The organism is uncultured Pseudoflavonifractor sp. (assembly GCF_944387275.1).
In the GTDB taxonomy this organism is placed as follows: Bacteria; Bacillota; Clostridia; order Oscillospirales; family Oscillospiraceae; genus Pseudoflavonifractor; species Pseudoflavonifractor intestinihominis.
In genome coordinates this window covers 34,299-50,076 of record NZ_CALXEG010000009.1, presented here as the reverse complement: position 1 = coordinate 50,076, position 15,778 = coordinate 34,299, and the positions used below count along the sequence as shown (strand labels likewise).

12 protein-coding genes are annotated in these 15,778 nt (G+C 59.9%); 1 reads left to right on the top strand and 11 read right to left on the bottom strand.

Features of this window, described 5'->3' with window-relative positions:
* Window positions 1–12: 12 nt before the first annotated feature.
* The 11 genes from Q0K23_RS03845 to Q0K23_RS03795 all read right to left on the bottom strand — a co-directional run bounded on the left by Q0K23_RS03845 (window position 13) and on the right by Q0K23_RS03795 (window position 14,570).
* Window positions 13–1,653, bottom strand: a complete 1,641-nt coding sequence (locus Q0K23_RS03845) for a peptide ABC transporter substrate-binding protein (RefSeq protein ID WP_294518061.1) — start codon at window positions 1,651–1,653, stop codon at window positions 13–15.
* A gap of 29 nt (window positions 1,654–1,682) precedes the next feature.
* Window positions 1,683–2,672 (bottom strand): ABC transporter ATP-binding protein, encoded by a 990-nt coding sequence (locus Q0K23_RS03840; RefSeq protein ID WP_294518059.1) that lies wholly within the window; start codon window positions 2,670–2,672, stop codon window positions 1,683–1,685.
* Window positions 2,669–3,667 (bottom strand): ABC transporter ATP-binding protein, encoded by a 999-nt coding sequence (locus tag Q0K23_RS03835; RefSeq protein ID WP_294518057.1) that lies wholly within the window; start codon window positions 3,665–3,667, stop codon window positions 2,669–2,671. Before Q0K23_RS03835 ends, Q0K23_RS03840 begins: the two co-directional genes overlap by 4 nt.
* A 9-nt stretch (window positions 3,668–3,676) precedes the next feature.
* A complete protein-coding gene (locus Q0K23_RS03830; protein ID WP_294518055.1) occupies window positions 3,677–4,621 on the bottom strand; it encodes an ABC transporter permease in 945 nt (314 codons plus the stop codon).
* A 13-nt stretch (window positions 4,622–4,634) separates the two neighbouring features.
* Window positions 4,635–5,561 carry an ABC transporter permease gene (locus Q0K23_RS03825; protein WP_294518053.1) on the bottom strand — a complete coding sequence of 309 codons (927 nt, stop codon included), beginning with the start codon at window positions 5,559–5,561 and terminating at the stop codon, window positions 4,635–4,637.
* An 892-nt stretch (window positions 5,562–6,453) separates the two neighbouring features.
* The gene (locus tag Q0K23_RS03820; RefSeq protein ID WP_294518051.1) at window positions 6,454–6,789 is read right to left on the bottom strand and encodes a hypothetical protein; all 336 of its coding nucleotides are present in this window, start codon (window positions 6,787–6,789) and stop codon (window positions 6,454–6,456) included.
* On the bottom strand, window positions 6,776–9,565 hold the full coding sequence (locus Q0K23_RS03815) for a glycoside hydrolase family 3 protein (RefSeq protein WP_294518049.1): 2,790 nt from the start codon (window positions 9,563–9,565) through the stop codon (window positions 6,776–6,778). Before Q0K23_RS03815 ends, Q0K23_RS03820 begins: the two co-directional genes overlap by 14 nt.
* 3 nt (window positions 9,566–9,568) lie before the next feature.
* Window positions 9,569–10,549, bottom strand: a complete 981-nt coding sequence (locus Q0K23_RS03810) for a hypothetical protein (protein WP_294518046.1) — start codon at window positions 10,547–10,549, stop codon at window positions 9,569–9,571.
* Window positions 10,550–10,825: 276 nt separating this feature from the next.
* Window positions 10,826–12,142 carry an ATP-binding protein gene (locus tag Q0K23_RS03805; protein ID WP_294518044.1) on the bottom strand — a complete coding sequence of 439 codons (1,317 nt, stop codon included), beginning with the start codon at window positions 12,140–12,142 and terminating at the stop codon, window positions 10,826–10,828.
* A 24-nt stretch (window positions 12,143–12,166) separates the two neighbouring features.
* Complete coding sequence (locus tag Q0K23_RS03800) at window positions 12,167–12,883, bottom strand: LytTR family DNA-binding domain-containing protein (protein ID WP_294518042.1); 717 nt, start codon at window positions 12,881–12,883, stop codon at window positions 12,167–12,169.
* A 220-nt stretch (window positions 12,884–13,103) separates the two neighbouring features.
* Entirely contained in the window at window positions 13,104–14,570 is a 1,467-nt protein-coding gene (locus tag Q0K23_RS03795; protein ID WP_294518040.1) for a recombinase family protein, read from the bottom strand.
* Between the two features lie 493 nt (window positions 14,571–15,063).
* Here Q0K23_RS03795 and Q0K23_RS03790 point away from each other — a divergent pair, with 493 nt between their 5' ends.
* Entirely contained in the window at window positions 15,064–15,771 is a 708-nt protein-coding gene (locus tag Q0K23_RS03790; protein WP_294518037.1) for a Crp/Fnr family transcriptional regulator, read from the top strand.
* The last annotated feature ends 7 nt before the right edge of the window (window positions 15,772–15,778 follow it).

The following is a 15,778-nucleotide window of genomic DNA, read 5'->3' as shown; positions in this document are numbered from 1 at the left end:
GCGCAAGACTGATCAGTAAGTCAGCCCGTCAAAGTAGACGGAGTTGGTGGGGTCGTGCTTGAGGCCGGAGACGTCCGGGTTCATCAGCGCCAGCGCGCCCGAGCCGTACAGGGGGATGGTGTAGGCGTTGTCCTCCACCAGGTACTTCTCAGCCGCGTGGAGCATCTCCATACGCTTGGCGGGATCGGTCTGGGCGTTGGCCTCCTCGATCATGGAGTCGTAGGTGGGATCGTTGACCTGCTTGTAGGACTGGTTGTAGGACACCCAGCGCTCCAGATAGTAGTAGGGGTCCAGGTAGTCGGCGCTGGTGGAGCCGGTGGCCACCTCGTACTGACCGGCCTTGCGGGCCTGGGCGTAGGCCTTCTGCTCGGCGGCGCTCAGCTCCACGTCCACGTAGATCTCCTTCCACATGGCCTGAAGGGCCACGCAGATGTCGGTGTTGCCGCTGGTGCCGATGTAGCTGATGGTCAGGGGCATACGGTTGTTCTCGTTGTAGCCGGCGGCCTCCATCAGGGCCTTGGCCTGCTCCAGGTCGTAGTCGGCATACCGCTCCTGGTTGTCGGCGTTCTCACGGAAGTCGCCGCCGTCGGCGTCGGCCATGCCCTTGGGCACGTAGCCGTAGAGGGGGTACTTGGTGTCGTTGGAGCCGATCAGGGTGAGCAGCTGCTCACGGTCAATGGCCATGGACAGGGCGCGGCGGACGTCCGCATTGGCCAGGGCGGGGTTGGTCTCGCCGGTGCAGTTCACCCACAGGAAGGTGTTGGACACCACGGGGTCCAGGTGGATGAGGGCGGGGTCGTCGGCGTAGTTGACGGACACGTCAACGGGGACGTATAGGGCCAGATCCAGCTCGCCGGTCTGGAAGGCGGAGAGCTGAGCCTGGGGGTCGGTGATGATCTTGGCGATGAGGGTGTCGGTCTGGACCTGGTCGGCGTAGACGTAGTACTCGTTCTTGGTCATGACCACCTCTTCCTTGTCCCGGACGGCGTCCAGCTTGAAGGCGCCGTTGGTGGGCACGGCGGGGTCGTTGGCCCAGGTGCTCTCATGCTCCACGGCAAAGTCGCTGCGGAGGGGGTAGGCCACCACGTTGCTCAGCAGGCCGGTGAAGTAGGGGCAGGGGGCGGCCAGGGTGATCTCCAGGGTGGTGTCGTCCAGGGCGTGGATGCCCACGTCGGTCATGTCGGCCACGTCCAGCATGTTGGCGTTGGCCTCGGCGCCGCCCGCCACAGTGCTGTACAGCAGGTAGGCGTAGGTGGAGTCGGGGCCGTAGCCGATGCTGCGCTTCATGCCGTACTCGTAGTCGGCGGCGGTGACGGGCTGGCCGTCGCTCCAGGTGTTGCCCTCCACCAGCTTGAAGGTGTAGGTCAGGCCGTCGTCGCTGACGGTGTAGCTCTCGCAGGCCATGTTCTGGACGTTGCCGTTCTCGTCGTAGCGGAACAGGGGGAAGTACAGCTGGGCCAGCACGGCGCTGGTGTTGGAGTTCATGCAGATGGCGGGGTCCAGATAGTCGGGCTCGCTGGAGAGACCGTAGGTAAAGGTGTGGGTGCTCTCGCCGGTTTCACCGGTCTGGGTCTCGCTGGGGGTGGACGGCGCGCAGCCGGCCAGCAGGGCCAGACTGAGGGCGCAGGCCAGCAGTCGTGTGAACTTCTTCATAATTCTCTCTCCTTTTGCGTTTGCGTTTTTTAGGAAGCGGAGGAGCCGCTCTCCTCGTACAGGAAGCAGCTCACCTGTCTTCCGCCTACCTGAACAGTGGGGGGCGGGGACTGGAAGCAGCGCTGGCTGGCCCTGGGGCAGCGGGTGGCGAAGGGACAGCAGGGCTTGGGGTTGATGGGGGTGGGGATCTCACCCTCCAGCACGATACGCTTCCGGGCCCGGGCGGTGCGGGGGTCGGGGATGGGGATGGCGGACAGAAGGGCCTGGGTATAGGGGTGCAGGGGATTGCGGTAGAGCTCGTCGCTGGGGCCGGTCTCCACGATGTGGCCCAGATACATCACGCCGATGCGGTCGGAGATGTGCTTGACCATGGACAGGTCGTGGGCGATGAAGAGGTAGGACAGGCCGCTCCGCTCCTGGATCTCCTCCAGCAGGTTGATGACCTGGGCCTGGATGGACACGTCCAGGGCGGAGATGGGCTCGTCGCAGACGATGAACTCGGGGTTGAGGGCCAGGGTGCGGGCGATGCCGATGCGCTGGCGCTGGCCGCCGGAGAACTCGTGGGGGTAGCGGCGGATGTGGTCCGGCTTGAGGCCCACGGTACGGAGCAGCTCCACCACCCGCTCCTCGCGCTCATGGGGGGTGTACAGATGGTGGATGTCCATGGGCTCCCGGATGATCTCGCCCACGGTCATGCGGGGGTCCAGGGAGGCGTAGGGGTCCTGGAAGATCATCTGAACGTGCTTGCGGTAGTCCCGCAGCTGGGCGCCCTTCAGGGTGGTGATGTCGGTGCCCTTGTAGTAGATGTGTCCCGAGGCGGGGGAGTAGATCTTGACGATGGTGCGGCCCAGGGTGCTCTTTCCGCAGCCGGACTCGCCCACCAGACCGAAGGACTCCCCGGGGTAGATCTCAAAGGACACGCCGTTGACCGCCTTGACGATCTGCTTTTTGGCCAGCAGGCCCTTGGTCACGTCGAACCAGGTGCAGCACTGGTCTACCTTTAAAATAGGCTCGGTCATTGGCTCGCCCCCTCTTTCTGATTGAGCCAGCAGCAGCTGGAGTGGGTGGGAGTGAATACGGTGGCATCCGGCATATAGTCCCGGCAGACCTTCATGGCGTACTCGCACCGGTCCAGGAAGGGGCAGCCGGCGGGGGGCTTGAGCAGGTCGGGGGGAGAGCCGGGGATGGGGGTGAGGACGCTGTCGTCCGCCTCCGGGTTGGTGACGCAGTTGAGCAGGCCCTTGGTGTAGGGGTGGTTGGGGGAGTAGAAGATCTCGTCCGCGGTCCCCTGCTCCACGATCTTTCCGCCGTACATGATCAGGACCCGGTCGCACACCTGGGCCACCACGCCCAGGTCGTGGGTGATGAGGATGACAGAGGAGTGGAACTCCTCCTTCAGGTCGGCGATCAGGTCCAGCACCTGGGCCTGGATGGTCACGTCCAGGGCGGTGGTGGGCTCGTCGGCGATGATGAGCTTGGGGTTGCAGGCCAGGGCGATGGCGATGATGATGCGCTGGCGCATGCCGCCGGAGAACTGGTGGGGATACTGCTTGATCCGCTTCTCTGGGGAGGGGATGCCCACCTTGCGCATGAGCTCAATGGCCCGGGCCACCGCCTCCTTCCGGGAGAGCTTGGTGTGATTCATGATGGGCTCCACCAGCTGGGTCTCAATCCTCAGCACCGGGTTGAGGAAGGTCATGGGGTCCTGGAAGATCATGGCCATGTCATTGCCCCGGGTGGCCTGCATCTTTTTCTCGTACTCCTTGGGGGAGGAGAAGCTGGACACGGACAGGTCGGTGCCGTCCAGCATGACCTTGCCGGAGGTGACGGTGCCGTTGCCCGCCAGCAGGCCCATGATGGAGAACATGGTGACGCTTTTACCCGAGCCGGACTCGCCCACAATGCCCAGGATCTCGCCCTTTTCCACGGTAAAGGACACATCCCGGACGGCGCGTACCGTCCCCTGCTCGGTGGAAAATTCGGTTGAAAGGTGCTCTACGCTGAGAACAGACATGACAATCACCTACCGTTTCTTGGGGTCCAGGGCCTCGCCCAGGCCGTCGCCCAGGAAGTTCAGGGCCAGCATGGTCAGGCAGATGGACAGCACCGGCCATACGATCTGAAGGGGATAGCTGTTGATGACCAGCCGGGCGTCGTTGGCCAGGGTGCCCCAGCTGGACATGGGGGCGGAGATGCCGATGCCCACGAAGCCCAGGAAGGACTCCTGGAAGATGGCCGACGGGACCATCAGGGTCAGGGACACGATGATGGGGCCGATGGAGTTGATAATCAGGTGCTTGAAGAGGATTCTGGACTTGCTGGCCCCCATGACAAAGGCGGCCAGGGAGAACTCCTGCTCCTTGAGGGACATGACCTGGGTGCGGACCAGACGGGCCATGCCCACCCAGGAGGAGATACAGATGCCCAGCAGTACGGAGAACATGTTGCTGCCGAAGATGAGCATGATCAGGATGATGTACAGCAGGTTGGGGATGGAGTAGAGCATGTCCACCACCCGCATCATGATCAGGTCGGCCTTGCCGCCGATGTACCCGGCGATGCCGCCGTAGACGATGCCGATCACCATGTTGATGCCGGCGGCTGCAAAGCCTACGGCCAGGGAGATCCGGGCGCCGAACATGACCCGCACGAAGATATCCCGGCCGAACTTGTCGGTGCCGAACCAGTGCTGGAGGGTGGGCAGCTGGTTGAGGGCGCTGCTGTCCATGCCGTCATAGGTGTAGGGGGAGAGGATGGGGACAAAGATGGCCATCAGGCACATGAGAATGATGAAGCACAGGCTGATGAGGGCCAGCTTGTTGCGCCGGAAGTTGCGCCAGGCGTCCTGCAGGAAGGTCTTGGACTCCATTGCGATGAACTCGGCGTTCTTTTCCGAGGCCGGCAGCGGCTCAAAGGCGTCGGGCGGCAGCGGATGGGGGGCGGAGGCTTGCTTGATGATTTCCTTCATGTCAGTCACCTGCTTACTTGTCCAGTTTGATCCGGGGGTCCACCGCGGCGGCCACCAGGTCGGAGAGAAGGTTCATAACGATCACCAGGAAGCCCATGAAGATGGTCAGGCCCATAATCAGGGTGTAGTCCCGGTTGGTAACGCTGCTGACAAATTCAGAGCCGATGCCGGGGATGGAGAACAGGGTCTCCACCACGAAGCTGCCGGTCAGCAGGCTGGCGATCAGGGGGCCGGCGTAGGTCACCACCGGCAGCAGGGCGTTGCGCAGGCCGTGCTTGATGATGACCTGCCACTTGGGTGTGCCCTTGGACCGGGCCAGGATCATGTAGTCCTGCCGCATGACCTCCATCATGCTGGTGCGGGTCAGGCGGGAGATCATGGCGATGGGGTGGAGGGAGACGGCAATGGTGGGCAGCACGTAGTGCAGCGGCGTCTTCAGGCCGATGGTTGGGAACAGGCCCAGCCCCACGCAGAACACCAGCATCAGGAACACGGCCAGCAGGAAGTTGGGGACGCTGACGCCGATGGTGGACAGCAGCATGACGAAGTTGTTGATCCACCTGCGCTTGGACAGGGCTGCGGCAATGCCCAGGCCGATGCCCACCACCATGGAAAAGACAAAGGCGGTCAGGCCCAGCCGCATGGTGACCGGGGCGGTGGTGCCGATGATGTCCACAACGGTCTTGCCCTTGCGGATCAGGGACTCGCCCAGATCTCCGTGGATCAGGCCCTTCATGTAGATGCCGTACTGCTCCAGCAGCGGCTTGTCCAGGCCGTGTTTGCGCTCCAGCTGCTCGTACTGCTTCTGCGCGGCCACGGATTCGTCGTCGTTGATGAAAGGAGAACCCGGGATAATGCGCATCAAGAAGAAGGTGGCGGTAATCAGAAACAGCATGGTCAATATACCGATGAGCACGCGCCTGATAATGTAATTCAGCATACGATTCTCCTGCCTTCCTGGGGAATGGGAAGAAGTATCAAAAAATATATTGAATTGAATCTCTTTCCCAAATTTGATATGAATTATATAGCGTCTCGCATAATAATGCAAGAAGAAAATGTGAAAGAGTCGAAAAAAATTTTTTCTTTGTCAATTTGCTGCAATAAAATAAAAAGTGAAAAAGGTAAACTGTGCTTTATGATATTGGGAAAAAGTAAAATTGTTTCAGCGTGAATCTTAAGAATAAATAGTGACTTGCAAAGTGTTTCATTTCAAAATACTTTTGCAACAAAGTGTTTAAAATGAATTTTATTCAAGGTACAAATGCATATAATGAGAATCCGTCTTTGAGTCAGAGACGGATTTCAGACGGGATATTCAGAAAAAAGAGAGACGCTGAGAGAATTTGCTTGCAGCAGGAAAACTTCGGAAAAGAGAAGAAAGAAGGACGGTAAGACTTGCATAAGTGGACAGACGTCCCATTTTGAATAGAAAATATAATGGAGCGAAGCGCCGGAAGGGCAGAGGAACAAGAGGTGGGTGCGCTATAGAAAGACAAATGTGCGTCTGTTAAAGCGACCGCCAGGGAAGGACAGCACAGCGGGAGGGAGTGAATGTTTCCACATCTGGCGCGGGAGATGTGGACAGTTTTACGCCATGCATGTCTGGAGAGCATCGAGTCCCGATAGAGACTGGATTTAGGCAGATAAAAATGTGAGGCGGAACAGCGCATGCGCTGTTCCGCCTCACGTTTTCGGTATGGTTTTTGAGATGCAGCCCGCTATTCCGGCAATTCGCCGCCGGACGCGGGGGTGGCGCGGAAGTTCGGGGTGGCTGTGCCGTCCTCCGCCGCCGCAGACCCATTACTGGCGGCGTTGGCGATAAGCAAATATCAGCCGTTGGAGGGGTTGAGCACGGGGATAAAGATGGTGTATACCACCAGGACCAGCACGGCGAGGAAGGCGATCACCGCTACATAGAGGGCCAGGCTGGCCAGGGCCCGGTTCATGCCGCCGCGCCTGACATAGAGCACGTTGCCCACAATGGAGCAGATCAGCCCCAGAACAATCAGGGCCACGCCGATATAGACCACCGGGGACAGGGAGAGGTTGACGCCGATGCCCTCCTGTACGGAGAGGACCAGGCAGCCCACCAGGGCCAGAACCAGGCCCAGCAGCGCCGCGGCGATGGAGGCCACGTTGATGAGATCCAACTTATTGAGCTTCATGTTTATCCTCCTTTTTCTCGCCCAGCTTGTTCAGGACAGGCGTCATTGCCAGCAGATAGAGCACGTAGATGAGGACCGCGTCCACCGCGTACAAGCCGTAGACCCAGGCGGGCGTGATGGAGATGACCCGGGAGGAGGAGGAGAGGCCGTTCATCAGGTTGGAGTTGACGTAGGTGTAGCAGATGCGGTGGGCAGACTCCCGGAGGGCGTTGAGCACATCGGGGTCATTCTGGTATCCCTCGATGAACATGGACTGGTCACTGACGGTGCAGAGGAACAGGTCGGTGCCGGCCAGAACCAGTTCCCGGGGGACCACCTTGTCGCTGGGGCCGCTGACAAAGTCGGTGATGACCACGCCGTGGAAGCCCCACTCGTCCCGCAGGATGCCGGTGCACAGATTGTAGTGGGAGCTGGAGTAGGTGGTGCCCACCCGGTTCATGGAGGTCATGATGCCCATGCCGCCGCCCTCGGCCACGGCCATCTCAAAGGGCTTGAGGTAGATCTCCCTGATGGCCTGCTCGTTGGAGAAGGTGCACACGGAGGAGCGGTTGTTCTCCTGCTCGTTGAGGGCGAAGTGCTTGGTGTAGGTCACTACGCCGTGGGCCTGGGCAGTGGAGGCCACGGCGTAGGCCATGGTACCGGAGAGGAAGGCGTCCTCGGAGAAGTACTCTCTGGTGCGGCCGCAGATGGCCACCCGGTGGATATTGCAGGCGGGGGCGTACCAGCCGGTGGTGCCGGTCAGGAGGCAGTCCTGAGAGACAAAGTAGCCCAGCTGGGCCACCAGCTCCCTGTTCCAGGTGCAGGCCAGCATACTCTCGGAGGGGAAGGTATAGCAGCTCTCTCCGCCCAGCTGGGAGGAGTCCAGACCGGCGGGGCCGTCCTTGTCCACGGAGGCGGGCTTGTTGATGCTGCCCACCATGTTGGTCTTGAAGCCGCCGTAGGCCACGATGGACATGAGCTCCTCCGCCGTGAACTGGTCCAGGAGCATGTCCCAGTACTCGTTGTCGTAGTCCAGCCCCATCAGGGACATGATGGTCAGGCCGTTGCTCTGGCCCGTGGCGGGAGCGGGTTCCTCGCCGGACTCAAAGGTGGGGTTGAAATTGCCCAGCAGCTCCTCGGTGGCGTCGATGTCGCCCGCCTTCTGGGCGGGGATGGTGCCCATCCAGTCGTTTCTGGTGACATAGGTGACAGTGCCGGGGTAGTAGTAGTTCAGGTTGACGTCGTCAAACTTATTGGTGATCTTTTCGCCGTTGGCACCGTAGGAGTAGGTCTCGGCGTCAAAGCTCTCCTGGGTGTAGGTGCCCACCAGGGAGGCGTCGCCGGGGGCGGTCATTTTGTAGGCGTCCATGGCGATGCCGGCGGCGCCCTTGGCAGCCAGGATGTTGTTGACGGCGTCGTGGGCGTTGGCACCTGCGGCAAAGTAGTACAGGCCGTCGTCCACAATGTAGGTCTTCAGGTTGTTGGCGTCATAGGCCCGCATCTCGGACTTGTCTACCTCAACAGTCAGGGTCTCGCTCTCGCCGGGGGCCAGCAGGCCGGTCTTGGCAAAGCCTACCAGCTGTACGGAGGATTTCTCCACGCCGTTGCGCTTGTCGTACTCGGTGTAGGGGGACTGCATGTAGAAGCCGACAGCCTCCTTGCCCGTATAGGTGTCGCCGGTGTTGGTCACCGTCACGGACAGGGTGAAGCTGGTGGGGTTCTCCTGGAGGGAGAAGTCGGAATAGGCGAAGGTGGTGTAGCTGAGGCCGTAGCCGAAGGGGTACTGCACGGTGGCGGCGTAATCGAAGTCGCCGGCGTTGCCGGTGCCCAGGACCACGTCCTCATACCGGGTCTCAAAGTAGCGGTAGCCCACATAGATGCCCTCGATGTAGTTGACGTAGTTGCCGACTCGCTCCCCGTTGCTCATGAGGCCCTGGTCCTCGGCGCTGTTCTCGTAGTTGAGCATGGAGATGGGGGATTCCACGTCGTAGGCAAAGGTGTCCGTGGTCTTGCCGGAGGGGTTGATCTCGCCGGTGAGGATACGGGGGATGACGCCGATGCCGGCGTCGCCGCTGAAGTTGATGTAGAGCACGGAGAGATTGTCGAACTGCTCCAGATAGTCGCACTCCACCGTGTTGGAGGTGTTGAGCAGAACCACTACATTGCTGAAGTTTTCAGAGGCGTACCGGATGAGGGCCTCCTCGGTGTCGGTAAAGCGCAGGTCGTCCACCGTAATGTCCATGGCCTCGGCGCCGCCGCTGAAGAGCACCACCACGGCCAGGTCGTTGTAGGAGGCGATGGAGTCCCTGGCCTCAGCGGAAAAGGCGGAGGGGTCGGCCTCCTCGGTGAGGCTCTGGTAGTAGGAGATCATGGTGGGGTTCACCTCAAAGCCGGCGTCGGTGAACTGCTGCTCCATGGAGGGAGCGTTGTCGGAGACGGATACGCCGGCGGAGAGCATGTCGTCCCGGCTGTAAAGGCCCAGGAAGGTGGTCCTGGTGGGGGCGATGGGCAGGCCGTTGTTCTGCAGGAGGATCACGCCTTCGGACTGGACCTCCTCGGCGTAGGCCCGCTCATCGGCCTCCAGCTGCTCGGTGGAGGTGTAGTCCAGATTGAAGTAGTTGGTATTCTCGCTGCCTGCGTTTTCATCCGCCTCAATGCGGAAGGTGGACTGGTGGAAGAAATTGCTCACCAGGGTGCTGTAGGAGAAGGCGAAGTAGTTCAGCGCGATCAGGACCGCCAGGAAGAAGGCCACGACCACGTACAGGAGCCCGTAGAGCTCTTTTCTCTTGATCTTCATCGGTTAACCCTCCATATCCGCAAGGGAGGCGCTGCCGGAGAAGGTGACGATATCGCCGGTACCCAGTCCCCAGTTGTACTGCGCTTCGATTGCAATCTGATAGCTGCCCGTGGCCTCGTCGTACCGGGCGTGGTACTCGTAGGGGGCTGTGAACAGCTGGTAGGTATCCTGGAGCTCGCTGACCAGGAGATGAGTACTGTACTCGGGGGATTCGGCGCCCACGGGGAACTTGGTCCAGAGGACGTAGTCGCCAGCGGGGTCCTCGTGGATGTCGATGTTGCCGTCGGTCAGGGAGATGGTGGAGTCGGTGAATACGATGACATACTCGTCGGCTGCCTCGTCGTAGGTCCAGGTGCCGGAGCGGTTGAAGTACCAGCCTGCGCCGGTGTTGGTCAGGCTGGCCGAGACGGTGCCGTCCTCGGCGCAGAGCAGGGTGCCGTAGCCGTAGTGCTGGTAGGTGGTGTAGCCGGTGAGGGAGAAGATAGGCGGCTTCCGGCCCAGACCCACGCCGTCGTACTGGGCGGCAAAGTCCTCGTCCAGATAGGTGAGCACCACCCGGGGCTGGCCGAAGTTGCCCATATCGTAGTCAAAGGTCAAGGAGTAGGATTTGGTGTCGGGATTGTAGCGGCTGTACGCAAAGGTGCCGTTGGCGTCGTCCAGAAAGACCTTGTAGCCCTTGCCCTCGGTGAAAGTCCATCTGCCGGTCAGATTCAGGGCCGGCATCTCCTTTACCGTCAGGTTCAGCGTCTGATCCTCGTCCTTGTTTCCGGTCATGTCCAGGGTGAAGGTGCGGCCTGTGGCCGTCTCCACCGTGCCGCTGAAGACGAACTCATAGTCGCCCTGGGGCGCGCTGCTCTCCGGCCCGGCGTCGGCCGTGGCGGGACGGCTGTCCGCAAAGTGCATGCCGACCATGACGGCCGCGATGACGGCATATACGACCAGCGGAGCAAGCAAAATGAACAGTTTCTTCGTTTTCGTTGCCAATTTCAATCTCTCCTCCTTAAAATATTGCTTTTTTAAGCGCCCTTATTGTAGCACACACCCAGGCGTTTTCAGCGGTTTTACCCATGACTGGTCGGGATTCATGTCCTCTCTGCGCGGGCATTGCATAAACGGTATGTTTTCGCGCACGTCCGGTATTTTGAAGCCCGGCGGGAAGAACGGGATTTGACGTTTTGCACAAAAGACATCCAGCCCGCCTCCGGGCAAAATAAAAGCGTGACTGCATTTGTGCAGTCACGCTTTCATGGGAAGATTCTGTTAGGGTTCCCTCCGCTTGGCGTCCACAGAGAGCAGCGCCGAGACGATAAAGGCGTCTCCCTCCTGGCGCATCAGCAGGTTACCCCCGTACAGATCGTGGATGATGTAGTGCATGCTCTTGGTGCCGAAGCCGTGGAGGCTCTTGTCGCCCTTGGACGTCCTGGGAAGCCCGTTCCGGAACTCCGGCTGTTGCTCGCTGTAGTTTTTGATGACGATGCTGACAAAGCCGCCGTTCTGCCGGCAGACGCTGACCGAGATGCTCCGCCGGTCTTCCGGGCAGCGCTGCTGGCACTCGATGGCGTTGTCCAGGGCGTTGCCGAAAAAGGAGTAGATATCCGTCGGGCTCATAAAGTCCAGCGCCGTGCCGTCCACCGTGCAGGTCAGGCTGATTTTTTCACTCTGGCATAGCAGGCTCTTCTCGGTCAGGATCAGATCCAGGTACTTGTTTCCCGTCTTGAAGAAGCTGTCGTAGATCTGGATGGAGTCCAGGGTCTCGCGCATGTAGGTCCCGTCGGAAGCGCCGCTCTCCTTCCGGCCCAGGGCCAGGAGCTGGTGCTTCATGTCGTGGCACTTCATGTTGATCATGGCGATGGTGCGCTCCGACAGGCTCCGCTGCTTCTCCTGCTCCAGCAGCAGCTGCCGCATGGTGTCCTTTTCGTACTGAGCATAGGACCTGTCGTAGACGCCCGCCAGCAGCAGGACGATGAGGGCGGTGCAGATGCTGAAGAGCAGGCAGTTGTTTGACAGAGTAAAGAGGTCCAGGCTGGTGTTCTGCATGTAGGAGTTGAGCACGTTCAGGATCAGCAGGATGGCGATGGCGGATACCAGCAGATACATCTTGTTGATGCGCAGCTCCAGCCTGAATTTGTGCACCCACGACCGGACAAAGGTCAGGTAGAACAGGGCGTACAGCGCCAGCATCAGCACCAGCGTCAGACTCTGGAAGAGCAGGGAGGAGACAGAGAAGAAGCGGTAGAGGAGGAAGTATTTCATGCTGGCAAACAGGTTTTGCATGCTGTATGCCACAACGCTGATGTAGACCAGCTGCTCCGCGTCCAGCCTGTGGCAAAAGGCCATGGCAAAGACCGAGTAGACAAACCAGACCAGAAAGCTCCAGGTATAGTTGTGGACGATAAAGAAGGCGCTGTCAAAGCCGTTGTCAAAGCACAGCGGGAGAAGGAGAAAGGGGAGCCACACCAGCGCCCGCAGTCCGAAGAGCCGCCGGCGGGGCAGGTGGACGAAAAACAGCAGCTCCGCCCAGAACAGGCGGAACTGATAGGACTGTATGCTGTCGAGTCCCCGGATCAGAAGGTTCACAGCGGAATCTCCGTCCATATTCGCTCAGCCTCCCGTCTCAAAGAAGACCGTCAGCGCGTTGAGGAAGCCCTTCCGCCGCGCCCGGCTGATCTTCAGCTGGCTGTCGCCCACCCAGAGGGTATCGCCGTCGATTTTATTTACATAATGCAGATTGACCAGAAAACAGTTGTTGCAGCGGACAAAGCGGCTTCCAGCCAGGGGCCCCAGCTTTTCCTCCACGCTTTTTAATGATTCCCAGGACTCCAGGTCCCCGTTCACCGTGTGGTACACCACCAGATGCTTGTTCACCTCGACATAGCAGATGCTGTTTGTGTCGATCCGGGAGAGGCCGCTCTGGGTTTTCAAGAGAACGGCGTGGTGCTGCCTGCCCTTGGCCGAGGCCACCGCCCTGTCAAAGCGCAGTGCAAAGGAACCGTAAGTGACGGGCTTCAAAATATAGTCGCTGGCGCCCACCTCATAGCCGTTTAAGGCGTACTGGGCCATCTGGGTGACAAAAATCAGGCATACGCTGGGGTCCACGACGCGCAGACGCTTTGCCGCGCTCAGCCCGCTCATGAGCGGCATATTGATGTCCATAAAAATAATGTCGTAGCGCGGCTCATAGCCTTCCATAAAGGCCAGTCCATCGGAAAAGCGTTCCACGGCAAAGACCTCGTTTTTCTCCCTGCCGTACTGTTCGATGCACTTCGTGAGCTGCCGCGCTTCGTCCTCCAGATCCTCCACAACGGCGATGCGGATCATGGCCCCTCAACCTCCCTGACGCAGAGTAAATAGGTTGAGAATATTATCTCATAGATGCAATAACTTGGCAATACTTGATTAAATCCGGCTAAAATGTGTACGGAAAACGGATATTATCGCCTGCGCCGCCAATGAAACGGTGCAGTACGGCCGTGGCGGACGCCGGGGACGGATAAAAAACAGACCTGGAATACAGGAGGGGATGGCTGCCGTCCAGGCCTCATATGTTCCAGATCACTTCCGTCGTATCGTCGGATAATTTGATTTCCCGAATAAACTGGGCCGCCACCAGCTTTTTCTGTTCGAATTCCAGGGGACCGAATTTCAGATGCGCCAACTTGGGGCTTGGACTTGCGTGGTGCCCGGCCTGCTGCTCCAGCAGTTCCTGCCGCTGGCACTCCAGCTTTTTGACGGTGCGGTTGATATAGGCCATGGTCAGGTCGCTGCTCTCGGCCAGGGCGGAGATGAGCCGGTCGATTTTTCGGTCGATCTCGGCCAGAGCCGCGGTGTTTTCCCGGCCGTCTGCCAGATGCTCCTTCACGTCCGGGCACTCTGCCAGAAGCCGCTCCAGCTCCGCCTCCACGGCGGCCTCCAGGGTCCGCAGGTCCACCTGTATGGACGAGTGGCACAGTCCCAGATTGGAGCGGCCGCTGCACACCAGATAATATCTGTCCTTGTCCCGGTTGACCTTGACGCTGTACCCGCAGGTCCCGCACTTCAAAAGACCGGAGAGCCAGGTGTGCTTTCCCCGACCGGAATTGCCCAGCTGCCGGTTGGCCTCCAGCTTGTACTGGCACCGGAGCCACAGGCCGGAGGAGACCAGCCCGTAGTGGGTGGACAGGGAGAAGTGCTGCTCCTTCAGATCCTGGTATTTGCCTGCGCTCCGGTCCCGCTTGCCCACGATCATGCCGCCGTGAAGCCCGTCGAACTCCTCCAGCCGGTTGGCAAAAATCAGGCCTTTGCCCTGGTAGTATAGATAGACATCCTCATCGGCCATGACGTATAATGGACTATGTAAAATACGGGAGAGCGCCACATTGTCCCAGGTGGCCCGTTTTGGAGCGGGGACGCCGTCGCCGTTCAGGGACCGGGCCACGCTGCCCAGAGAGGCGTCCTCCCGGGCGTAGGACTGAAAGATACGCTCCACGGTGGAGGCGTGCTCGTCGGGCAGAAGGCCGGGGGCCGGTTTTCCGTCTAGCCCCGGAAGTCTGCCGATGGTAAAGCCGTAGGGCGCCGGACCACCCGGCCAGGAACCCAGTTTGGCCCGCTGGTAGTAGTTGTCCCGCACCCGCTCCGCCGTGGTCTCCCGCTCCAGCTGGGCAAAGACCATGATGATGTTGAGCATGGCCCGGCCCATGGGCGTGGAGGTATCAAAGGTCTCGTTGATGGAGACAAACTCCACATTATGGCGCCTCAGAATCTCCCACAGCCGGCCGAAGTCGGCGATGGAGCGGGAGAAGCGGTCCAGCCGGTAGACGATGATCTTCTGGACCAGGTCCCGCTCCACATCCGCCATCATCTGCTGAAAGGCCGGGCGGTTGGTGTTCTTGCCGGAGTAGCCCTTGTCCTGATAGACGCGGAATTCTCCGCCGGATTTCTGGCGGCACAGATCGATCTGCCCCTGGATGGAGAGGCTGTCCGCCTTGTTCACGGACTGCCGGGCATAGATCGCGTCCAGGGCGGACACCTCCTTTCATGACAGCGACCTGGCCGGCTCAGCGGCCTCTTGCGTTCCCGGGCGGACGCCGGGGTACCCTGGGGCCGGACTGTTGGAGCGCCCGCAGGCAGGCGGTATGGATTTGCAGCAGGCGGTCGTTTCGCTGCTGTACATCCGCGTCTGCGCAGGGATGCAGGTGGATCAGGTTCAAAGCAAACGCCTCCTTTTGCGGATAGGGCTCCTGCCGGCCTGGCGGCTGCCTTCAGTGCCCGTCCTATCCTATTCATGGCGGGGGCCTGATATCCATCCTGTCCCCCTGCCCTGCGGAAAGGAGGGCTGGAGGCGGTCTGGTCATATTGTGAAAAATACCTGTGATAAATTGTACAGTTCGGAGGGGAGAAAACAGGGCAAAAAAGGACACATGGCCTTTCTAGTTGTGAGATATAGCGGATATAATGGGTTTACAGGAAGAGAAATCTGTGCCATTTGCTGATTCTGGAAGCTGCGCGCTCTGAGGAGATGGATGCATTTGGAAATTTTTAAAGAATTGCCAGAGGACAAGCGGGCGTACATGGAGCTTCTGTTTCGCAACTGCACGGAAGAGGTCAGGTATTATATGTCCCTGTTGGAGATTCCCGCCAACCAGACCTTTATCAAGGCGGGGACAGAGTGCACCCATATTTTTATGATCCTGTCGGGAAAGGTGACGGGGGTGGAGTGGCCCGCCCACGACCGGTCCTACCCGTTCAAGGATTTCGGACCGGGAGATTTTTTCGGAGAGATCGAGTGCTTTGCCGGTCTGCCCTGCTACCGCATCAGCATCCTGTCGGCCACAAGGTGCCGGGTGCTCACCATCCCGGCGGTGTGCTACATGGAGTGGATGCATATGGATGTGGACGCGCTGTTTATGCGTACCCAGGAGAACATGCACCGGCTGATCACCCAGACGGCGGAGGCCAGAAAGTATCTCTTCATGGAGGGAAAGGACCGGCTGATGGTCCACCTGATCCGTCTGTTTGAACAGCGGCAGCCCCAGCCTGAGAGCCTGGAGCTGAAAAAGACCAGGCAGCAGCTGGCGGAGGAGATCGGCTTTTCGGTCAAGACCCTCAACCGGAGCATCCAGCATCTGGAGGAGATGGGGCTGATCCAGGTGCGGAAAGGGAAGGTCGTCATCCCCCGGGAGGGATTTTATCAGATGAAGGCCCATGTGGAACACCACGTCAACGGCTGAGGGGCTG